The organism is Hallerella succinigenes (assembly GCF_002797675.1).
Lineage (GTDB): Bacteria > Fibrobacterota > Fibrobacteria > Fibrobacterales > Fibrobacteraceae > Hallerella > Hallerella succinigenes.
In genome coordinates this window covers 2,560,346-2,579,672 of the sequence record NZ_PGEX01000001.1, presented here as the reverse complement: position 1 = coordinate 2,579,672, position 19,327 = coordinate 2,560,346, and the positions used below count along the sequence as shown (strand labels likewise).

General features: G+C 56.5%; 35 protein-coding genes and 1 tRNA gene. 28 read left to right on the top strand and 8 right to left on the bottom strand.

The annotated features are described in order from the left end of the window. Positions 1 to 75: 75 nt before the first annotated feature. The 6 genes from BGX16_RS11930 to BGX16_RS11905 all read right to left on the bottom strand — a co-directional run bounded on the left by BGX16_RS11930 (position 76) and on the right by BGX16_RS11905 (position 4,076). On the bottom strand, positions 76 to 1,002 hold the full coding sequence (locus tag BGX16_RS11930) for a major capsid family protein (RefSeq protein WP_100426237.1): 927 nt from the start codon (positions 1,000 to 1,002) through the stop codon (positions 76 to 78). Between the two features lie 12 nt (positions 1,003 to 1,014). Continuing rightward, positions 1,015 to 1,431, bottom strand: a complete 417-nt coding sequence (locus tag BGX16_RS11925; protein WP_100426236.1) for a structural cement protein Gp24 — start codon at positions 1,429 to 1,431, stop codon at positions 1,015 to 1,017. 3 nt (positions 1,432 to 1,434) lie between these two features. Next, on the bottom strand, positions 1,435 to 2,520 hold the full coding sequence (locus tag BGX16_RS11920) for a DUF2213 domain-containing protein (protein ID WP_157798029.1): 1,086 nt from the start codon (positions 2,518 to 2,520) through the stop codon (positions 1,435 to 1,437). 336 nt (positions 2,521 to 2,856) lie between these two features. Next, positions 2,857 to 3,159: a hypothetical protein gene (locus BGX16_RS11915; RefSeq protein ID WP_157798028.1), complete on the bottom strand. Its 303-nt coding sequence runs from the start codon at positions 3,157 to 3,159 to the stop codon at positions 2,857 to 2,859. Beyond that, a complete protein-coding gene (locus BGX16_RS11910; protein ID WP_100426233.1) occupies positions 3,144 to 3,386 on the bottom strand; it encodes a BrnT family toxin in 243 nt (80 codons plus the stop codon). The genes BGX16_RS11915 and BGX16_RS11910 overlap by 16 nt, the downstream gene beginning before the upstream one ends. 381 nt (positions 3,387 to 3,767) lie before the next feature. Beyond that, positions 3,768 to 4,076 carry a helix-turn-helix transcriptional regulator gene (locus BGX16_RS11905; protein WP_100426232.1) on the bottom strand — a complete coding sequence of 103 codons (309 nt, stop codon included), beginning with the start codon at positions 4,074 to 4,076 and terminating at the stop codon, positions 3,768 to 3,770. Between the two features lie 156 nt (positions 4,077 to 4,232). Here BGX16_RS11905 and BGX16_RS11900 point away from each other — a divergent pair, with 156 nt between their 5' ends. From BGX16_RS11900 to BGX16_RS11785, 27 genes are all read left to right on the top strand, one after another. Continuing rightward, positions 4,233 to 4,520, top strand: coding sequence for a hypothetical protein (locus BGX16_RS11900; RefSeq protein WP_100426231.1), 288 nt, complete (start codon positions 4,233 to 4,235; stop codon positions 4,518 to 4,520). Beyond that, entirely contained in the window at positions 4,510 to 4,653 is a 144-nt protein-coding gene (locus BGX16_RS11895) for a ribbon-helix-helix protein, CopG family (protein ID WP_100426230.1), read from the top strand. Before BGX16_RS11900 ends, BGX16_RS11895 begins: the two co-directional genes overlap by 11 nt. After that, positions 4,646 to 5,371: a hypothetical protein gene (locus tag BGX16_RS11890; protein ID WP_100426229.1), complete on the top strand. Its 726-nt coding sequence runs from the start codon at positions 4,646 to 4,648 to the stop codon at positions 5,369 to 5,371. Before BGX16_RS11895 ends, BGX16_RS11890 begins: the two co-directional genes overlap by 8 nt. Then, positions 5,368 to 5,613 carry a hypothetical protein gene (locus BGX16_RS11885; RefSeq protein WP_100426228.1) on the top strand — a complete coding sequence of 82 codons (246 nt, stop codon included), beginning with the start codon at positions 5,368 to 5,370 and terminating at the stop codon, positions 5,611 to 5,613. Before BGX16_RS11890 ends, BGX16_RS11885 begins: the two co-directional genes overlap by 4 nt. Before the next feature lie 28 nt (positions 5,614 to 5,641). Continuing rightward, positions 5,642 to 5,989 (top strand): hypothetical protein, encoded by a 348-nt coding sequence (locus BGX16_RS11880; protein ID WP_100426227.1) that lies wholly within the window; start codon positions 5,642 to 5,644, stop codon positions 5,987 to 5,989. A gap of 148 nt (positions 5,990 to 6,137) precedes the next feature. Further along, positions 6,138 to 6,290 carry a hypothetical protein gene (locus BGX16_RS14725; RefSeq protein ID WP_157798027.1) on the top strand — a complete coding sequence of 51 codons (153 nt, stop codon included), beginning with the start codon at positions 6,138 to 6,140 and terminating at the stop codon, positions 6,288 to 6,290. A 41-nt stretch (positions 6,291 to 6,331) separates the two neighbouring features. Next, positions 6,332 to 7,468 carry a hypothetical protein gene (locus BGX16_RS11875; RefSeq protein WP_100426226.1) on the top strand — a complete coding sequence of 379 codons (1,137 nt, stop codon included), beginning with the start codon at positions 6,332 to 6,334 and terminating at the stop codon, positions 7,466 to 7,468. Between the two features lie 72 nt (positions 7,469 to 7,540). Further along, positions 7,541 to 8,029 carry a hypothetical protein gene (locus tag BGX16_RS11870; RefSeq protein ID WP_100426225.1) on the top strand — a complete coding sequence of 163 codons (489 nt, stop codon included), beginning with the start codon at positions 7,541 to 7,543 and terminating at the stop codon, positions 8,027 to 8,029. A gap of 160 nt (positions 8,030 to 8,189) precedes the next feature. After that, a complete protein-coding gene (locus BGX16_RS14720; protein ID WP_157798026.1) occupies positions 8,190 to 8,336 on the top strand; it encodes a hypothetical protein in 147 nt (48 codons plus the stop codon). Beyond that, positions 8,329 to 8,691, top strand: a complete 363-nt coding sequence (locus BGX16_RS11865; protein ID WP_157798025.1) for a hypothetical protein — start codon at positions 8,329 to 8,331, stop codon at positions 8,689 to 8,691. The genes BGX16_RS14720 and BGX16_RS11865 overlap by 8 nt, the downstream gene beginning before the upstream one ends. Further along, complete coding sequence (locus tag BGX16_RS11860; protein ID WP_157798024.1) at positions 8,688 to 9,386, top strand: HNH endonuclease signature motif containing protein; 699 nt, start codon at positions 8,688 to 8,690, stop codon at positions 9,384 to 9,386. Before BGX16_RS11865 ends, BGX16_RS11860 begins: the two co-directional genes overlap by 4 nt. Positions 9,387 to 9,566: 180 nt before the next feature. Beyond that, a complete protein-coding gene (locus BGX16_RS11855; protein ID WP_100426222.1) occupies positions 9,567 to 10,010 on the top strand; it encodes a single-stranded DNA-binding protein in 444 nt (147 codons plus the stop codon). Between the two features lie 30 nt (positions 10,011 to 10,040). Next, entirely contained in the window at positions 10,041 to 10,454 is a 414-nt protein-coding gene (locus BGX16_RS11850; protein WP_100426221.1) for a hypothetical protein, read from the top strand. Next, positions 10,454 to 10,612, top strand: a complete 159-nt coding sequence (locus BGX16_RS14715; protein WP_157798023.1) for a hypothetical protein — start codon at positions 10,454 to 10,456, stop codon at positions 10,610 to 10,612. Before BGX16_RS11850 ends, BGX16_RS14715 begins: the two co-directional genes overlap by 1 nt. Further along, positions 10,609 to 10,920: a hypothetical protein gene (locus tag BGX16_RS11845; protein ID WP_100426220.1), complete on the top strand. Its 312-nt coding sequence runs from the start codon at positions 10,609 to 10,611 to the stop codon at positions 10,918 to 10,920. The genes BGX16_RS14715 and BGX16_RS11845 overlap by 4 nt, the downstream gene beginning before the upstream one ends. Further along, positions 10,907 to 12,406: a ParB/RepB/Spo0J family partition protein gene (locus BGX16_RS11840; protein WP_100426219.1), complete on the top strand. Its 1,500-nt coding sequence runs from the start codon at positions 10,907 to 10,909 to the stop codon at positions 12,404 to 12,406. The genes BGX16_RS11845 and BGX16_RS11840 overlap by 14 nt, the downstream gene beginning before the upstream one ends. Further along, positions 12,406 to 12,621 carry a hypothetical protein gene (locus tag BGX16_RS11835; RefSeq protein ID WP_100426218.1) on the top strand — a complete coding sequence of 72 codons (216 nt, stop codon included), beginning with the start codon at positions 12,406 to 12,408 and terminating at the stop codon, positions 12,619 to 12,621. The genes BGX16_RS11840 and BGX16_RS11835 overlap by 1 nt, the downstream gene beginning before the upstream one ends. A 2-nt stretch (positions 12,622 to 12,623) precedes the next feature. Beyond that, a complete protein-coding gene (locus BGX16_RS11830; RefSeq protein ID WP_100426217.1) occupies positions 12,624 to 12,851 on the top strand; it encodes a hypothetical protein in 228 nt (75 codons plus the stop codon). Further along, on the top strand, positions 12,851 to 13,387 hold the full coding sequence (locus BGX16_RS11825) for a hypothetical protein (protein WP_100426216.1): 537 nt from the start codon (positions 12,851 to 12,853) through the stop codon (positions 13,385 to 13,387). Before BGX16_RS11830 ends, BGX16_RS11825 begins: the two co-directional genes overlap by 1 nt. Continuing rightward, complete coding sequence (locus BGX16_RS11820; RefSeq protein ID WP_100426215.1) at positions 13,374 to 13,799, top strand: hypothetical protein; 426 nt, start codon at positions 13,374 to 13,376, stop codon at positions 13,797 to 13,799. The genes BGX16_RS11825 and BGX16_RS11820 overlap by 14 nt, the downstream gene beginning before the upstream one ends. Next, entirely contained in the window at positions 13,796 to 14,002 is a 207-nt protein-coding gene (locus BGX16_RS11815; protein WP_100426214.1) for a hypothetical protein, read from the top strand. The genes BGX16_RS11820 and BGX16_RS11815 overlap by 4 nt, the downstream gene beginning before the upstream one ends. Next, positions 13,999 to 14,217: a hypothetical protein gene (locus BGX16_RS11810; RefSeq protein ID WP_100426213.1), complete on the top strand. Its 219-nt coding sequence runs from the start codon at positions 13,999 to 14,001 to the stop codon at positions 14,215 to 14,217. Before BGX16_RS11815 ends, BGX16_RS11810 begins: the two co-directional genes overlap by 4 nt. Positions 14,218 to 14,258: 41 nt before the next feature. Beyond that, on the top strand, positions 14,259 to 14,702 hold the full coding sequence (locus tag BGX16_RS11805; protein ID WP_100426212.1) for a hypothetical protein: 444 nt from the start codon (positions 14,259 to 14,261) through the stop codon (positions 14,700 to 14,702). After that, positions 14,693 to 14,959, top strand: coding sequence for a hypothetical protein (locus BGX16_RS11800; RefSeq protein WP_100426211.1), 267 nt, complete (start codon positions 14,693 to 14,695; stop codon positions 14,957 to 14,959). The genes BGX16_RS11805 and BGX16_RS11800 overlap by 10 nt, the downstream gene beginning before the upstream one ends. Beyond that, the gene (locus BGX16_RS11795; RefSeq protein ID WP_100426210.1) at positions 14,959 to 15,183 is read left to right on the top strand and encodes a hypothetical protein; all 225 of its coding nucleotides are present in this window, start codon (positions 14,959 to 14,961) and stop codon (positions 15,181 to 15,183) included. The genes BGX16_RS11800 and BGX16_RS11795 overlap by 1 nt, the downstream gene beginning before the upstream one ends. After that, positions 15,180 to 15,482, top strand: coding sequence for a hypothetical protein (locus tag BGX16_RS11790; protein WP_100426209.1), 303 nt, complete (start codon positions 15,180 to 15,182; stop codon positions 15,480 to 15,482). Before BGX16_RS11795 ends, BGX16_RS11790 begins: the two co-directional genes overlap by 4 nt. 163 nt (positions 15,483 to 15,645) lie before the next feature. Then, entirely contained in the window at positions 15,646 to 15,972 is a 327-nt protein-coding gene (locus BGX16_RS11785) for a hypothetical protein (protein WP_100426208.1), read from the top strand. Between the two features lie 108 nt (positions 15,973 to 16,080). Here the strand turns inward: BGX16_RS11785 and BGX16_RS11780 are convergent, their stop codons facing one another. Continuing rightward, positions 16,081 to 17,115, bottom strand: a complete 1,035-nt coding sequence (locus tag BGX16_RS11780) for a tyrosine-type recombinase/integrase (RefSeq protein ID WP_100426207.1) — start codon at positions 17,113 to 17,115, stop codon at positions 16,081 to 16,083. A gap of 186 nt (positions 17,116 to 17,301) precedes the next feature. Then, a tRNA-Ile gene (locus tag BGX16_RS11775) sits at positions 17,302 to 17,375 on the bottom strand. A 58-nt stretch (positions 17,376 to 17,433) separates the two neighbouring features. On the opposite strand from BGX16_RS11775, the gene dnaG reads away from it, so the two are divergent. Continuing rightward, positions 17,434 to 19,320: a DNA primase gene (gene dnaG / locus BGX16_RS11770; protein WP_100426206.1), complete on the top strand. Its 1,887-nt coding sequence runs from the start codon at positions 17,434 to 17,436 to the stop codon at positions 19,318 to 19,320. Positions 19,321 to 19,327 lie beyond the last annotated feature (7 nt).

Below are 19,327 nucleotides of genomic sequence, written 5' to 3'. Positions count from 1 at the left end.
AAAAAAGGCAACCCCGGAAGAGCCGCCGCCGATGTCAGGCGGCGAGCCCCACCAGAGGTTTACCGGTGTTGGAACTTAGACCCCGTCCGCGTAGATTACGGACTTGAGGTTCTTGAAGATCGTACCGCCGCAGCGGGCGTAGCACGGCACCTTGTAGTGCAGGGCGCGTTCCTGTGCCTGCTTCTGGCGGAACGGGATCGGGAGCAGGTATGCGACGCACTTGCGGTCCTTCTTGTAAAGGACTGCACGGTCCTTGTCGCCGCTCGCGCTCGCGTTGTGGAGTTCTTCCACTTCCGCCCATGTGGTGATCTGCGGGAACGTCTTCTTCAGCCATTCGAGCATGGTCGTCGAGTTGTTCGCGTTGATCGGCGTGGTGGCGATGTAGGCGTAGTCTGCCGGAGCAAGGAGGAGCGAGTCCGCCTTGACGGTAGCCTTGCCGGCATCGTTTGCCGCGAGCGTCTTCTGGGCGTCGATCATGCCCTGGATCGTGGCGGTCACGCCCGCAAGGTCGCGGCCCTTGAGAACGGTTCCGGAATCGGCGCCCACGTTCGGCACGTACATGGTCACGTTGGCGTTGTTGATGAGACCCTGGAAGCCCGCTTCCGCGTCGCCCTTGAGGATCGTTTCGTCCACCTTTTCGTCGATCTTGGCCTTTGCGGTTTCCGCTTCCGCGGTGTCGATGCGGGTGCCGATGGCGAGCCATTCGTTCAGTTCCTGTTCAGAGAAGCTGTAGCTGTCGGCGATGGTCTTGATTTCCACGGCCTTTGCCTGCAGGAACCGGGCGACCGGCGGCAAGTCTTCGGCGTAATCGCTCACGAACTTGGCGTAGCCGACTTCGGTAACGTACTTGTAGACGTAGCTGCGGATCCATTCCTTGAGGTTGGTTTCGGCAGGTACGAGCGTGATTGCCGTGAGGTCCGCGCGGTCGAGGCCGTAGATTTCGGTCTGGATCTGGCGGAAGAGTTCACGGATCTTTACAACCTGTTCATCGTTGAAGAACATCTTTCATCCTCCTTATGCGATTTCGAGTTCGGCGATGCCGTTTGCGGCGGAGTTGGTCTTGAACACGCCGCCTGCGATGGCTGTGCCCGTTTCCGTCGCCGAGAAGTTGCCTTCGTCATCGACGTATGCGGCCTGGTTCGCGAGCACTTCGGCGGAAACCTTGACCTGGATGCGTCCCTTCTTGACGACGTTCACCATGTCGCCTTCGAAGTAGGCGTCGTTGATGGTCGTGAGCTGTGCGATTCCGAGGAAGATGCCGCCTTCCGGCTTGGCCGCATAGACCTTGCCAGTTTCGCCTTTCTTGCCCCAGAGCGCGAAACCGCCGGCAAGGTCCTTGTCGTCCTGCATGACGCCGGTTTCGATGGAGTGCGGTACGAACGGGAAGAGCAGTCCCGGTTCTCCCTTGGAATTGATGAGTTGCAGAGCCATCTGTTAGCCCTCCTTCTTGATGTTGTAGGTCTTCGCCTTCATTGCCTGGTACGCCTTTTCCGGGTCGTTTTCGTCGGCGGCATCCTGGAACTGTCCGGCGAGCGGGTTCGCGGCCTTCTTGGCAGGCGCCTTGGAGACCATGGCGACGGCGGAGTCGTAAGCCGCGTCACGGTACGCTTCTGACTTGCCTTCGAGGGAAATGCCGGAAACCTTCGCCACGACGGCGGCCTTGATTTCGCCGACCGTCATTTCGTCCTTGAATTCCACGCCGTGTTCCTTCGCGAAGGACACGACGGCGAGCTTTTCCTTGACCCGTTCGTTGATCGCGGCTTCGTCGACGGCGGCATCCTGCATCTTCTTGATTTCGGCTGCCTGCGTGTCGACCTGCGCCTTGAGCTTTTCGATCTGGTCGGCCTGGTCATTGAACTTGGCCTCGTATTCAGTCTTGGCCTTTTCAGCAGCGTTCAAGGCTTCGTGCACCTTTTCGTCCACTTCGAAGACCGCACCGTCCAAAAAATGTTTAACCATCTTGGATTCTCCTGTTTTGTTCGTGAAAAATTCGATATCGGCGGAGTCGCCCACCTGGATGGTGACGCCGTCCCCCGCCCTTCCCTTCGTGACGATGGCGAGGTGGTTGTACTTGATGTCCGTCGCGATCTCGTCGTAGTCGCTCCCCTGCCAGTTACCCGACTGGGCGTAGACGGTGAATTCCCCGCCGCAGCTGACCGCGGCGAGTTCCCCGGATTCGATGTCCTTGATCGTTTCGGCGTCCGTCACCCGGATGGTGATCCACAGGTTCAGGCCGTCGAAGTACGCATCGTTCATGCAGTACCCGACGGAGAGCTTCTTCGCGTTCTCCGGGTCGACCGATTCCGCCGGGTGGCGTCTCGTCACCGGCTGTCCGTTCAGGGTGTAGTAGCTTTCGGGCTTCCCGACTTCCTCGACCGTGCGGAGACGACGCACCTTCCCGTTCCCTGTCATGTAGGTGAAGACGCCCGCGCCCGTGACGCGGATGCGCCCTTCGAGGTATCCTTCCTTGGTCCGGTGGAGCACGTTCGGCTGGAAAACTGCGATGTCGTTGAATTTCATGTGAAAAAATTTAGGGCATTTTGCCTGGAAAAGCCGCAAACACCCAAAGACACCAAAAAACACCCAAGAACACCAAAAAACCCGGCGGCAGCGCGGCGGTCCTTTCCCGGGAGCGAACGAAAAAAGGCCCCGTGTATCGCCCGGAGCCTTCCGCATTCAGGATGCCGTCATTTTCTCAGGAGTTTTTTGTTTCCAGCCTCTGCATGGACATGCGGAGCTTTTCTCCGGCGTCGTCAAAGCATGCGCCGACATCCTCGATTACGGGCCTTATCTTGACCTTTACCGGAGGCAATGCCGATTTTTTCGGGCTTATGGCGTCTTTTCCCGTATTTTGGTTTACACGGCAGCCTTCGCCAGGGCCTCGATGGCGTACTCGCTGAACTTGACCCCGCCCCTTTCGGCGTTTCGCTTCAGCCCCTCTAGAATCCACACTGGAACCCTGAGCGAAGTCATTTTCCGCTCGTTCCTTGCGTTTCGTGCCTTGATTTCGGCCACGGTCTTCTCCCAGTGGCCTTCGGACACGATTGCGGAGCCGTCCCTGACACCCTCTTCGAAAAAGCCTGCAAGGCTTCCCTCGAACTCATCGACTTCGGCCTTGGACATCGTTGCGCCCTTTGCGATTTTCACTTTCTTTTCCATAGTTCCTCCTCGTCGTCGTGGGCCCTCCTGGCCGTGACTACAGTGTAAAGGTCCTTTTCCAGCACGACCACCCAGCAATTCCCGTCAACCGAACCTAGAGCCAGGTAACGGTCTGGGTTCGATTTCGATTGTTTCAGGATGTGCTTTCCGTTCATCAGCTTTGCGGCCATTTCGGGCGTGAACGTCCTCTCGTCGAACTTTTCAAACGCGTGCTTGATGAACTTCATGTCATAAATATACAAATTGTATTACATTTTGTCAATATACTTTTAGAAATTTCCCGAAAAATTTTCTCATCGATAAACCGGGTACTTCCGTGTACATTCGATCTGGGGCTCTCTTTCCGGAAAAGAGGAATCCCGCTTTTCGGGGCTGGATTTTTCTGTATTCGACCCCCTCGGCTCGGCTCGAAAAGAAAGGACCAAAGAAAAGAGTTGAGTTGAGGGTTTTAAATATTTAAATGGAATAAAATTGAGTTATTACTTCCTACTTCTTACTTCTTACTTAGGTTACGCTATAGGTACACCAACGGGTAAGCCTGCGGCCTATCCGTTCGGTTATCCTATGGGTAAACCTACTGGTTTCTAAAATAAAACCTAGCTGTTATCCTATGGGTTTTTGTTCGGTTTTATCCTTGCCTTGATTCCATCGAGACTGTTATCCAGCGTTTCTTTCAGAATGTCGATAAATTCAGCCGTCGTTATCGGCTCTATCTTTGACGGCGACGACGATTCAACTTGAACGCCAAACAAGTCTTCTACAGACATGCCAATCTGCAACAGCCTTTGGCAGAACTCATAGGACGGCACACCGCCACCGTTTACCCACTTGTTCACGTTCTGAACGCTGGTATTCAGCATCTTGGCGAGGTCCGTTTGGGTATATCCACGCTCTTTCATGAAATTCTGTATTTCCATAAGACCTCTTTTTAAATGGTTGTCGATACAAAAATAGATGGAGTTAAAAAAAAAATGAAAAAATTTTAAAAAACTATTGACAAATCAATTTTCCGTTCATATATTCATCAACGTAGAGTTTAAGATTAAACGCTTCGTTTAATAAGGAGTAAAAACATGGCTGCTTTAGACTTGAAAAGGATAATCGAACGCAACAAGGAATATTTCGGTTCAGAGCAAATGACCAATGAAGAATTTCTCGCTGACGGACTTTTCGAGACCGTTTGGAATTCTAAGGGCTATCTCATCGAAGATGTCGGGGTTTCGTTCATTCTCAACACTCTGCGTAACGGTTCCAACATTACCAACGAAGACAAGGTAAAGATTTTTGACGCGGTTCTGAACGACTGGATGAAAGAAGTGTTCAAGGAAATCAACTGGAGTAAAAAGAACAATGGCAGATAGGGTACACATAGCAGTGCCGGCGGAAACGGCTGAAAAGGTCAAGGAACTTGCCGAAAAGCTCGATGAGACAAAAGGAAAGATTGTCCGCATGGCTGTTGAAGAGTTCGCCAAAAAGGAAAAGGCTAATGGCTAATGAAAAGGTCCTTAAAGGTCCTTACTGGACCAGAAACTGGATTGAAGCCATGTGGCGTTTCACGAACGAGAACTTCGTGGACTTCGATACTGGTGCGATCGATTACGAAGCACTTGGGAAAGAAGAATTCCAGTTTCGGAAGGCTCTTTTCTTTCGCAATTTCAAGAATTCAGAACGCGCAAAGGTTGCTTTCGACACCGCGGCTGAAGAGTATAAGCGTACAGTAGAGAACGGCAAGAAGGGCGGACGCCCGAAGAAATCACCGCAGGATGCCCCGCACGGCAACGCCGGGGATGATATGCCAGACGCCGGAAACGGCGCCGCTGCGAAAACACCACCATCCTGCGACCAATTAACGGCAGACGGGGACATCCGCGAGGACTCCCAGGACATGTACCAAGCCCGCGAGGGCGCAACGTCGGAATCTGGCACGTCTGCCACCATTTACGCTCTCGACGGCCTGACCAAGCCGCGCGCTCCCGGGACACAATCCAAGTCCCGCGGTGCGCGCGTGCCGGAGGTCCCGGACAGCGAGGACCTGTACGAGCACGTGGCCGCCGAGGGGCTCGACGAGTTCGACGCCAGGCAGTGGTTCGAGATGTGCAGCGACAGGGGATGGAAGGACCGGTACGGGAACCCGATCGGGAACTGGAAGGGCGCGCTGAAGAGGTTCTGCGACGCAAAGGCCCGCAGGCGCGGGAAGGAGAAGGAAGGATGAACACTGGGACGCCTGAATCCGCGACCATCATGGGAATGGAATGCCTCGGACGGAAGAAGGCCGCGGAGGAGCTCGGGCTATCCGTGTCCACGCTCGACGTGATGATACGCAAGAGCCGCGCCGGACGGATGAAGGTACCGCTCCGATTCTTCCAGCTGCGCCGCTCTGCGCCCGTGTGGTTCCCGAGGCCGTGGCTCGAGAAGTGGGTCGAGGACGTCGCCGACAACGGGGGCGCGTACTGATGACAACGACAATGACGGAGGACAAGGAATGAACGAATGCATCTGCAATGCCGTGGAGGACGAGCTGTCGATCGCGTACGTCCGGTCGGGGAGACACCTCCCAGCCGACAACGCGGCCGTCGTGGCGCGTTCGCTCCTGGAGTCCGTCCGCTTCGAGTCTGTATACGAGGTGCGGGCCGCGTTCCGGAAGGCGAAGGCCGCGCGGGGAATCCCGACGCGGAAGGACCTGTCGGACGCACTCGTCCGGGTCCGCGAGGAACGGATCCGACGCGTACAGCTCCCGGCGAAGGGGACGATGACATACGCAGAGTACGTGCGGATGACCGGGGACGACAGGATATCGAGGATGGCGCGCGGCGAGCGCGTCGATGCATAGGAAAAGGAAAAAGGAGAATCGCTCATGAAAAGGATCTTGCAGGAAATCAAGTCGGACTGGAAGGAAATGGTTGCCGCGGTGGCAGCGGGCGCCCTGCTCTGGGGCGAGTTCGTCGCGTACGCGGTCGCGAACGGATAAGGAGGCATCCATGGACAAGGCATTGATCGTCATCTCGGCCCTCGCGGCGCTATCCGTCATGTGGTGCGTCGTGGACGCGGTCATCGACCGCAGGCGCCGCAAGATGGCGAAGAAGAAGGTACGGGAATGGTTCGACAACCATCCGGAACACTGGGACACGTAACACCCTGAATCAACAACTCTAACTCGAAGGAGAACGGAAAAATGGCAAACGGAAACGAAATCGCGGCGGCTCAGGGCCGCGCACTCCAGGCGGCGACGTCCTCGGGAATCCCGATGATGAGCATCGCCGACCTCAAGACCCGCGCCGGCATGGTGCAGCGCCTCAAGCAGGAGATCATGGTCGACGGCGTCCACATGGGGAAAATCCCCGGATGCGGCGACAAGCCCACGCTCCTCAAGAACGGAGCGGAGCTCCTCTGCATGGCGTTCAGGCTCGCGCCCGACACGAAGGCGGAGATCACGGACCTCGGCGAAGGGCACCGCGAGTACATGGTGACGACCACCATCAGCTCGCAGGCCACGGGCGAGATCATCGCAACGGGCATCGGCTCCTGCTCCACCAAGGAGTCCAAGTACCGCTACCGCGGCACGGAGCGCGAGAACACGGGAAGGCCAGTCCCCAAGGAATACTGGAGCGCGAAGAAGGCGGGCTCCCCGACGGCTCAGGGCATCCTCGGCGGTCCGGGCTACGTGGCGGCCAAGGACGAGAACGGAAACTGGACGATCTTCCGCAAGGGATCGACGAGGCTCGAGAACCCGGACATCGCGGACACATACAACACGGTGCTCAAGATGGCGGCCAAGCGCTCTCTCGTCGACGCGGTGCTCAAGGCGACTGGAGGCTCGTGCGCATTCACGCAGGACCTCGAGGACATGAAGGGCAACGCTGCCGCCGGAGGCTACGACCTCGGCGAAGGCGACCGGCAGGCGTACGGAAGGCAGCAGGGACGGAACGCGCATCCGCAGGAACAGGAATGGGCGCCCGCGTACGAAGAAGACGGGTACTCCGCCCAGCCGGAATACGCCGAAGCCGCGTACGATGACGCAGCGGCACAGGCGCAGGCGCAGGACGCCGTCCACGAACAGGCGGAAATCCCGCTCCCCGAGGCGACGGAACTCCCGAAAACGAGAAAGCCCGCCGCGCCGTCCAGCCAGGCGAGAATCGCGAACTTCATCGCATGGATCGGGCGCCAGAAGGCCGTCAAGGGCGCGGACGCTGTCGCCGACTGCCTCGGACGACTCGGGTTCGAGTCCGAGAAGGAAGTGAAGGCGGCAGACCTCAAGAAGGTGAGCGACGCCGTCGCCGCGCTCCCGGACGCCACGGAAGCGAAAGGGTAAGGAAATTCCACAACCCCGCGCCCGGCGGGTCATCCGGGCACACTTTTTGAACCACATAAAGGAGAACGTAAAATGGCAAAGACACTCGTGGCACTCAACGACGAGACCATCCTCGACACCATCGTGGAGGACCGCCTCAAGGAGGCTTGCCGCGTCGTGAACGACGTAAACACGGGCAAGGCCCCGGCCGACGCCCTCATGGCGATGGCGCAGGACGTCCACGACCTGCAGGTGCTCGCGGACCAGTTCACGGACGCGGGGAAGGGAATATCCGACCGCATCAAGGACGCCGAAGGACGGCTCTACGCCGAGTTCGGCGAGGTCAGCAAGGGATTCAAGGTCAAGAACACGGGCTACTCGTCGTCCATCAACGACGTCGCCGCCTTCGTCTTCGAGGCCGAACGCGACGGGGCGAACATGGAAGAGATCTGGAAGTACGTGAAGATCTCCCCGAAGGACGCCGCCAAGTGGCTCGGGCTCTCCGAGGATCGATTCGAGGCCGAATACGGAGACTACGTCGAGAAGAAGAAGAAGGCGGACACGCTCGTGCGCGAATACTGAGGCTCGGGAAAAGCCACCGTCCGACGGTCCGCGCGCTTCCGAGTGCGCGCGCCGCGGTCCGACTCCGCGGGGACGTCTAGAAAAAGCCGGAACGATCCGGCGGCGACGTGGTCCATGTTCTCCGGCCACGTCGCCATGGAACTGGAGAACGGAGACCGCGATGCTGTACGACTGCCTGAGATGCCCGATGAAGGAAAAGGGATGCCTCAGGGGACGGAAGGCCGCGGAACGTGGCGGACGACCGCGCGAACCGTGGCACGCCTGCCCGCTCGCCGAAACGGAAGGAAAGGACAAAGGTAATGGATAACGCAAGCAACGGCGGCATCGTCCGCCAGGTGACAGACGAGCTCCTCGAGACGATGAGGATGCTCCGCGAGAAGAAGATCAGCGCGCAGGAAGCGACGGCGTCCGCCGTCCTCGGAAGGACCGTGATCGACGCCGCCAAGGCCGAGACGGACTTCATCCGCGCGGTCAAGGGGATGCCCAGCGGAGGCATCTGGTCGAAGCGGATCGACTACCTCGAACCGCCCGTCGACACGAAAACAGCGAATGCGTACGGCAAGGAACTCGCTGCAAGGGCGTCCGAATCCATCGGATGCGACTCAATGAAGAAGCCGACCAAGTCCGAGGAATTCGGCCCGACCGCAGAGGAATGGAAATGAAGCGCGCCAATTCGTGGACAGCGGACGAGATCGCCCTCCTGAAAGCCCACAAGCCTGTACCAGGACGTACATCCAGAGCTTGCTATACCAAGGCTTTCATTCTTGGACTTGACGGCTATCATCCCGTCAATCCGAAGACGGCTGTCCGTACGGACGCGGATACGAAGGACCGCATCGCGGAACAGGTGCGGAGGACTGGCAAGGTAAGGGCTACCGCGCGCATGTTCGGCGTCAGCTATGCCACCGTGGCGGATATCTGCAATGAACGGGGAATCGACAGGGACCCTCCCCCGACGGCCAGGCTTTCCGACCACATCGAATGGGGCGGTTCCAAATGGGTGTGGAAAGGCGGTTTCTGGCGCGAGACGTCCGGCAAGCGAAGGAACCTCGCCCGCGTGCTGTGGGAGCATTACAACGGGAGCCCCGTCCCGGAAGGACTGTCGGTCGTGTTCCTGGACGGCGACCCGTCCAACCTGTCGAAGGACAACCTCGCAGCGATGACCAAGATCGAACAGGGCACACACACCATGCGCTCGGAACGCAACCGGGCGATGGCGGCGGCAGGCGCGGCCGTCGGGAGACTCTCGACGTTCCTCAACGAAATGGCGGACCCGGAAGCCAGAAGGGAACGCATCCGGAAGTCCGTAGAGACGAGAAATGCAAACAGGCGGTGCGGATTTTCGTCCGGAAATTGACCGTCGACAACCAGCCTGCCATCAGGCACCGCCCCGCGCGCGGACCGCGCGGAATCCGCGACGGACACCCATTTCGTTCCTTGTGCAGGGGATCCGCCGTGCCAAGCGCCCACCGTTCGGGGGCATGCAGGGACCCGCCGGAGTCGACCGTTCCGGCGCCATTTTCAAAGGAGAATACGAATGCCATACATGAACAAGGTCATGCTCATCGGAAACGTGGGCAAGGACCCCGAGACCCGTGTCACTCCGAGCGGACGCAAGCGAGTCACATTCTCGCTCGCGACGTCGAAGCGCTACCGCGACAACAGAGGCGAGACGAAGGAAGAGACCCAGTGGCACAATGTCGTCGGCTGGGGCAAGCTTCCGGACATCATCGAACAGCTCGGAGTGAAGAAGGGGACGACGCTATACGTGGAAGGCGAGGTGCAGTACCGCGCGTGGGACGACCAGGCGACGGGACAGAAACGCTACGCCACCGACATCAACATGTCCACGTTCCAGCTGCTCACCCCGAGACAGTCGACGACAAACGGGACTCAGGCCCATGCGCGGACGAACGGGACTCCGGCGACGTCGACGGCGCCGATGCCGCAGGCGGACGAAGAAGACGACCTGCCTTTCTAACAAATCCAACAACGAAAAGGAGAACGAACAATGGAAATCACTAAAAAGGACGCCCAGGAGGCGCGGAAAATTCTCAAGGCATACGAACGGCTTCGCAATGCCGAAAAGCGCGCCAGGCAGCGCGCCATGCCTTGCGTGGCGCTGGTGCACGAATACCTCAAGCGCAAGAACGACGGATACGGCTACGACGCCTGGGACGCCGACGCGCAAAAACTGTACCGTGCCGTCAAGTCAGCGGAGCAGTCCGCCCTGAAACGCCGCAGGAAGGGCATCGTAGAGGCCTGCGAAATGCCGAAGTTCCGCCGCATCAGCTGGACCGCCCAGATGAAGAACGCGCTCCAGGACGGAGATACCGCCTACCTCAATGCGTGCGGTCTTTCCGACAGCGCCATCAGATCCATGCGCTGGAAGCTCGCACACGAAGCCAGCAAGGAGGCCGTATAATGACGGAATCCGAAAAGGACGCATTCATCGTCCAGCTCAGGTGCGAAGTGACAATGTACCGCGACGCATACAGGTCTACCCTGCGAATGCTCGAACTCGCAAACAAGGAACTCAGAAACCTGCGCGAACTGCGCGATATGAAGGAGAAAACGAAATGAAACTCTCGATTGACGACGTAAAGGAAATTGTGAACAAAGTAACGCAGGGGGGGGGTAACTACACCCCGCTCGAAGCGGAACTCGCAAGGATGTGCCTGAAGTACCGGGCGACAATCGGACGGCTCGCAGCCGAGAAGGCGGAAATGTTCGACGCCCTGTACAGCGTGTACTCCTCGCTCAACTCGGCCAAGTTCGCGGACGGACTCCGAGAAAAGCACAAGAATGTACTTGCTGGAAACAGCAAGGCAATGTTCGCCAAAGCGGTCAAACTCGACCAGAAACTCAAGGAACTGAATGATGAAGAATGACAAGAACGAAAAGGTGGAAGGCAAGCACTACGACATGAACGGCGACGAGGAACGCAAATACAGTTTCCGCACCATCGCCGTGGACAACATCCATGAGAACGGGAACATCCGCCAGGTAGGCGACATCGACGACCTGGCCGCGTCCATCCGGGCGCACGGTATCATCAACCCAATCACGGTCACAAACGACTTCGGGATGCCGACGCAGTACCGCGTCGTCGCGGGACACCGAAGGCTCGCGGCCGCGAAACGAATCGGGCTTGCGAATGTTCCCTGCCACGTGGTGGACAAGGATTCCGAGGGTCTCGACGAAATCCCGCTCTCCGAGAACGTCACCCGCATGGACATGACGCCATACGAGGAGTGCATGGCAGTGAAATTCCTTGTCAGCAAGAAGAATACCGTGCATCAGGTGGCCCGCAAGTTCGGCCGCACGTTGCGCTGGGTGCTGGTCCGCAAGAAACTCGCCGACGCCGGCGACAAGGTGCTGAAGAAGGTCAAGGAAGGCGTAATCGGCCTCGACGCGGCCGCGAAAATTGCCGACCTCCCGGACAACGTCTTCAAGCGCGAGCTCGAAAGCTGCTACCGCACGGACAAGTATTTCATCGACGGAGTCCTGGACCGTTACCACAAGGACCTGAGCCGCGCGCCGTTCGAGCACGAAGCCTGCCTCAAGTGCGACAAGTGCAGCTCATGCCAGGCGGACCTGTTCGAGAACGAACCGAAGGCCTACTGCCTCGATCCTAATTGCTGGACGCGCAAGGCGAAGAAGGCCGCAGAGGCGAAGGTGAAGAAGCTCCAGGAAGAAGGCAGGAATGCCCGCCTCGGCAAGTTTACCGGAAAATGCATCAGCTACGAAGACGAAGCCGACAAGTACGAAATCGACTCCTGGGACACCGAGGGCCAGGAACAGGCCAAGGAAGCAGGCATCCGGAAGCGAATCCTTGTCGACGCTGCTACTCTCAAGACGCTCGAATACTTCGACAAGCGCGACCTGCCAGACTACCACGAAATGACCGAAGAGGAACGCGAGGCCGAAGAAGAAAAGGAAAGAAAGGAAATCCTGTTCCGTGAAACAAAACAAGACATGACGAAAAACCGTCTCCGCAAGGCCATCGCGAAAAAGATCCAGGAAGGCGACAAGGATGACGTGATTGCACTGCTGCTCTTTTGCTGCTACGACCTCGACGACACAATCGACGAATCGCAGCATGACCTTCTCGGAATCAAGAACGACGAAGACCGCTGCGCGGTACTTTCCGACATCGACGATCAGGTCAGGCCTTGCGACATCCACGACGCTGTTCTCGGCAGCGTCGAACACATCCTCGAGAGAACCTACGATATCGACATTCTCCGGAAGATGTACTCCATCATCACTTACGGCGACCCGAAGGAAGCCGAACCCGTGGACGACGAAGTCGAGGACGAACTGAGCCGCAAGAATGCCGAAAGCGAACACGACGAAGAAGAGGAGGCGAAGTGATGTGCGACTTCTGCAAGGATATCGGGACTGACGAAAAGGCGTTGCTCACGCACGAGATGGAAATCGGAAACGGAAACATCTGCGAGTACGGAGTGTACGTCTACCGGCAGGACGGAAAGGTGTTTCTAAGCCTCTGCGACGCGGAGAACGGAGAGACCGCCTATACCGAAATCCACAACTGCCCGATGTGCGGGCGCAAATTCGGGAAGGACTGACGATGGCCACTTGCGAATACCTGCTCGGCTACCGTGCGGCGCTCCGGCACCTCATCGAGGCTGTGGACGCGCCAGGTAACCAGCTCAAGAAAATGAAAATCACCGCGAAGAAGACCGCCGAATGGCTGAAGCTCTGCCACGAGCACGCATTCGAGCTCGCGGAAGGCGATGTCCTCGAACTCTGGCAGACGCCCGAAGGGAAGCTCTTATTCAAGAAGGAGGGCCGCTGATGTCCGCCCTGTTCCACAACGACTTCGACCGCCTTCTCCGGGAGCGAATGCAGTCCCACGGCGGCGTGGACGTAAAGAGGTTCAAGGATTCGAAAAAGTTTATCCGCGAATCCGAGCTGTCCAGGAACAGAAAGCGGTACGCACGGTTCCGCAAGTCGCATCCGGAAATCAACAGAGAAAACCAGCGCAAGTACCGCGAGGCCCACAAGGAGGAAATCTCCGAAAGGATGAAGGCCTACAGGGAGTCCCACAAGGAACAGATTCGTTCAAGGTTCAAGGAATGGTACGAAAAGAACCGCGAATCCTGCCTCGAAAAGCAAGGCAAGTGGCGAGAGGCCAACACCGAAAAGATAAATGCGTACTGGCGCAAGTACCGAGAGACGCACAAGGAAAAGATTGCGGAGAAGATGAAGGCCTACCGCGAGGAGCACAAGGAAGACATGAAGGCGTACCAGCGCGAATGGTACCTGAAGAACAGGGATAAAATCCTCGCCAAGCGAAAGTCTAAAGGGGGCATGAAGAATGCCGAAGATTGACACTCAAGCGGAACGCGAAAGGCTCGACCGCATCTTCGACGAGATCGCCGGGAAGATGCCCGAAGAGCCGAAGAAGACGCAGAAGGAAATCGACGAGGAGAACCGCCGCGCGAGAATCGACAGGCTCTCGTCGCAGGAACCGGCCGAGTTCATCGCGAGCGTCGACGACCGCATCCGCACGAAGGCGTTCAAGACCGACTGGGAAGAAATTCTGTGCCGTCAGTACCAGAACCTCTTCCGGATTTCGAAGGTTCCTGGATACCTCAACGCCGAGGTGAATCTGTACAGGCACTTCGTCGCAGGGGTAATCGCCGAACTCGACCGGTGCACGGGACTCGCCAAGGAACATGACAACCACCACTACTACAAGGTTTTCGCGGACTACGTCCGCAAGCACCTGGAGAAGCTATGAAAATAAAGTGCTGCCTCTGCGGAAACGAATTCGAGCCCGGCAACGACCCGGAAACAGGAATCCCGAACGGACTTGGACTCGTCATGGAAAACGGCCACGTTTACGAAGTCTGCTCCGACTGCGTAAGCAACCGCGCCGAAGACATCCACATCTTCATCGCCATGTCGGAAGGCGAGGAACTCAATGAAGAGGAAAAAGGATGAGCAACGAGCCGTCTACAATCGTTTACCGCCGTGACTTCGTCCGTCCTGGCGAGCTCACCGCCGAGAAGCTCAAGACAAAGGAGCAGCGCCACGCCATCTACGAGCGCAATCGCCGCAAGGCGACCGCACCGGACCACTGCTGGAGATGCAGCAACTTCACAGACTGCTCGATGTCCGAAAGCAGGAACTGCGAACGCTGGCGTCTGGACAAATGACATTACTTAAATGAAGACATCAACTGAAATCGTAAAGGAGTATGAAAATGGACTTGGATGAAATCAAACGTGGCCTTCGTGCCGAAATCAAGAAAATGGAAAACGAGCAGTATTTCACATTCCATTGCAATGTCCGTGAAATGTGCAAGGATGTGCTCGCCAAACTTGAAGAACAAGCCAATGTTATTGCGGAACTTAATTTGCGCATTTACGACGGCGACAAAGATTTTGAAATTGCGAACAATCAAATTGAAAGACTACTGAAAATCGTTCGCCACCAAAAGTACAAGCGGTGCATCGCAATGGCAGAGCAGTGCAAAGAGTCGCTGAGATTGATGAGAACATACGAGGTTACTGATGACTATTGGAATCTTGAATTTGGACACGATGCAGAATACTTTTGCAAGAGAGGTGATTTTTACAAGAAATGGCGTAAGCGTTGGCTTGAACTTGCAGAACAATTCAAGGAGGCAAAATGCCGATAAAGCAGACAATCGAAATCGTGTGGCACCCGATGAACGAGCGTCCGCCACGATTTGACCGCTACCTCGTTGCGGAAGCCAATTGCGGATTCAAGGACGGTCAAACGCTTGTACGCTACGAGGTCAACGTACGGTCATTCGGGCGCAGGTTGTGGACTCACGGCCAAGGCGGAACCCCGTATGCCTGGGCAGAAAAGCCGAAAATCGAAGTGCCGAAACAGGAAGACATCTACAGATTCAGTAAAAAGGATGCTAAGTGATGGATGAACTGAAACTCACCAATGACCCATGCAAATTCTGCAACATGGAAATTGACGAAGGGAAGCCGCTGTGTGGCGACCTCGTTGATCTAGGAGACGTTTGCTGCATTGTGAAGACTAAAGAAGGCTTTGAAGTTGAGTATTGGAAAAACTTCGAGTGCATGCATTTTGTCAAAATCAAATTCTGCCCTATGTGCGGTCGCAAACTGACGGAGGATAAATGAAGACGCTCACGCTCTCGCTGAAGAAGCAGTGGTTCGACAAGATCAAGTCGGGCGAAAAGAAAGAAGAGTACAGGGAGAACTCCGAATATTGGCAACGCAGACTATATCGCTCGATGGATGCCAATGATGCCGAGTTCAAGAACTTCGACCGTCTCGTCTTTACTCTCGGCTACCCGAATGCAGGCGACAAAGAACGCAGGCTCGTGTTCAAGAACCCCCGCATCCGAATCGGCACGGGTCGCCCCGAATGGGGCGCTGAACCCGGCAAGCAATACTTTGTAATCACTTGGGAGGATTGATTAATTATAACGATTGAAGACTTGAAGGAACGTTGGTTCAATGCCTACCCGGAAGTAATGGGAATCTCTGGCGATCAACCTATCCAGTGCTACGGCAAGAAGGACGTCGACGAAAGTAACGGCAATGGCCGAACAACTGTCGCTTTTTTAATTGGAGAAAAAAATGAAGCATGAAACAAGAAATATAGCAGACTTGTCCAGGATTCCGACCTGCTCCGAATTCGCTCGACTCAAGCAGGAGCTCGAATCGCTACGCGCGAAACTGCCGAAGTGGCACAGATGCGACGAGCCGGACGATGACGGTTTCGTCGACCTTCCGCCCGAAAGCGGATGCTACTTCGCCCAGTACGAGACCACGTGGGCCGATGGAGTGACCAAGAGCTACTGCGATTCGCTCGAGTTCGACGAGGACGCGTGCGACTGGCCACAGCTCACAAACCATTGCCGAGTCATCCAGTGGTGCGAAAATCCGACACCGCCGGAGGAATAAGAATGCAGGTTCGAAACCTGCCATCCTCATAATCTTTCGTTCTCCAAACACAAAAGACGGCTCGCAATGATGCGGGTCGTCTTTTTTGTCCGTCATCCATCCACATTACTATTTCAGCAGGTCGACTACACCGCCGAGGTCCTGCTCCAGCACGTGCGAATAGGTGTCGAGAGTCATCTTCGCGCTCGCGTGCCCGGCAAGTTGCTGCACCGCCTTCACAGGGGCGCCTCCACGAAGCAGATTGCTCACGAACGAGTGACGGAACCGATGGCATACGGCCGTCGACGAATCCACGACACCAGCCGCTTCCACCGAAACGCGGAGAGCCCCGTTGCTACGGTCCGGATGGTTGTATTTCGCCGTCCGGAACATCCCGTCGCAAAGTTCCCCGAACCGTTCGAATTCGGCTTCCAGACGCGCGGAAACGGGCACGAAACGCTGCTTGTCGCCCTTCCCGATCACCTCCATCCTTCCGTCACGCAATGACGACGGGCCGAACCTGCACGCCTCGGCGTGACGCAACCCGGCGAACGCCATCAGCGCGAAGAAAAGCCTATAGCCAGGATCCGCCGTCGCGTCGAGGATTCGGTCGACCTGTTCCGGAGTCCAGAAAGGCTTGTCCCTCTTCGGGACCTTGGGCAGGGTTACGCCAGAGAGAGGGTTGTACCCTCCAAGACCGAAAGTCCTGTCCGCGAAGGTAAAAAGCTGGTCGCAGCATCTCAAGACCTCCCTCGCCGTCTTCGGCGCGTACCTGTCCGACACGAAGGCGGCGAATTCCACGCCCAGCGCGACCGTGAAATCACGGATAGACACGACGCCACGTCCCGCAGCCCATTCCTCCATGGCCCTGATCCGGTACCGGTACGCCATCGGAGTGCCTGAATTTCCGTGCGCGGCGTCGACCGATCGAAAAAAAGAGACGACAGCGTCCCGGAGCGGGTGATCCTTCGGGGCGAGCCTCGACCGGACCTCTTCCGGCATGAACCTGGCCGCGTTCATCATGTTGAGCCAGTCCATCGCCTCCTGCCTGTTCTTGGTCTTGAGGGAAATCTCCCTGACCAGCAGGCCGTCCTCGAACTCCCTGCCGTACCATGTCCTGTTGCCTCTCGACTTCTTGCGCTGCGAAATGCTGTAGGATTTCATCCGTCACCCCTTATTCCGTCGGCACACGAATGGCACACAAAAGGCACACAAAAGGCACACATACTGACCGCTTTTTGATGTTATTGCTCGGTGTTTGATGTAGTTCCATACAATAAATATACAAACAACCGAATCGCCGTCAATCCAAATAAAACAAGGCCCTCCGCGAAGGAGAGCCTTGTTTCGTGGGACCTCCGGGACTTGAACCCGGAACCAGCGGGTTATGAGTCCGCGGCTCTAACCAATTGAGCTAAAGTCCCTCCATGGTTTCCCAAAAATAATAAAATTTTTCTGCAAAATTCTATTTTTGCGTGCACAATGGCATTTTACTCAGACGAAGTCATTCAAGAACTCAAACAGCAAACGAATATCGCGGATATCATCCAGCAGTTCGTACCGCTCAAACGTTCTGGAGCAGGGCGCTTCGTCTGCAGATGCCCGTTCCACAACGACCACTCCCCCTCTATGAACGTAAACCCGCAGATGGGCATCTACAAGTGCTTTGCCTGCGGAGCGGGAGGCGACGTCTTCAAGTTCGTCATGGAGCACGAAAAGATGGACTTCAAGGCTGCCGTGGAATGGGTCGCAAGCGCCACAGGCTTTCAATTGCCGGAACTCGGAGCTCCCGTAGCCCCAGAAATCGCAGAAGAACGCACTCTCGTCCGCGAACTGAACGAGCTCGCCGCAGACTGGTTCGTCGAACAGCTCCCGAAAAGCGAAAAGGCTCTGAATTACATCCGCACGAGACATCTTTCCGAAGAAACGCGGCATTTCTTTAAGGTCGGCTATGCGCCCGAAGGGCGCGAAGGCTTTTTAAGCTACGCCGCGAAAAACGGTTTTTCGCCACGTCAGCTCGTCGAAGCAGGCCTCGCCGTCGAACGTGAAAACGGAGGCATCGCCGACAAGTTCCGCGACCGCCTCATGTTCGCCATCGAAAACCTCTCCGGAAAAGTCGTCGCCTTCGGCGGTCGCGTTCTCGAAAAGCAAAAGAAGCCCAAGTATTTGAACAGCCCGGAAACCGCCCTGTACAAAAAAGGCGAAATCCTTTACGGACTTTCCAAGGCAAAAAACGAAATTCCCAAGGCAGGTTCTGTCGTCCTCGTCGAAGGCTACTTCGACATGATTAGCCTCTACCAGGCGGGCGTTAAAAACGTCGTCGCCGTTTCGGGAACAGCTCTCACGGAAAAGCACGCAGAAATCCTTTCGCGTTACACCAAGAGTGCCTACCTTGTTTTTGACGGTGACGAAGCGGGCCGCAAAGCAGCCCTGCGCACCATCGAAATTGTCCTTCCCGAAGGCATCGTTCCAAAAATCGTCGCCCTTTCCCGCCCGAACGGAGAAAAGATCGACCCGGATAACTTTGTGAACGAGCACGGCGCTTCCGCCGCGGAAGACTTTAACCGAGAACTCACCAAGGCCGAAGACTGGTTCGATTACCTGACCCGCGTCACACCGACCGAAACGATCGAAGACCGCGCCAAGTTCGTCACGCATCTGAAATCCATTCTGATCCACATGCGCGACCGCGAACTGCAGCACCAGTATCTGCGTCTGCTCGCCGAACGCTACGGCACCGAAGCGAACTTTGTAGGCATCCGTCCCAAGGAAGAAAAACGCAAATTTCATTCCGAACCCGAAATGGATATGCCCGAACCCATATCCGAAGATGAACAGGTTCCTTGGAGCGCATTACCGCCGATGGAACTGCGCTTTGTGAATTTGATTATCGCATCGCCATCTCTCTGGGAACCGGCAAGCGTCTTCTTCGACCTGGATTTTGCAAGCTCCGGCGTAAGCCTTTTTGCTTCTGAAATTCTCGACGAACTTTTGAGCTCAGCTCTTGCCGAATACACGGAACACAGACAAATTAATTTAATGCGTTTGCACGATTCGCTTTCCCCGATTCCCGCTCAAGTCCTTGAATCCTTTGGCGAAGAAACCTGGGATGGTGAAGCGGCGCAAAAAGAATTTTTAGAATCGCTTGCGGAACTGGAAATCCGAACCGCGGAGCGTTTCCGCGACGCGCTGAAGTCCAAACCGATTACCTCCGAAACCATGAGCCTTCGCCTGGAGCTGCACCAGTTTGCCTCCAAAACAATCCGTGCAAGGCTCCGTTCCGACGCCGAAGTAACCCGAGATCCCACTTTCTTCAAAAATCTACTCGATTATCGCACCAAACTCGTGGAGTACAGCGAAAAGATTTAAATTGGAG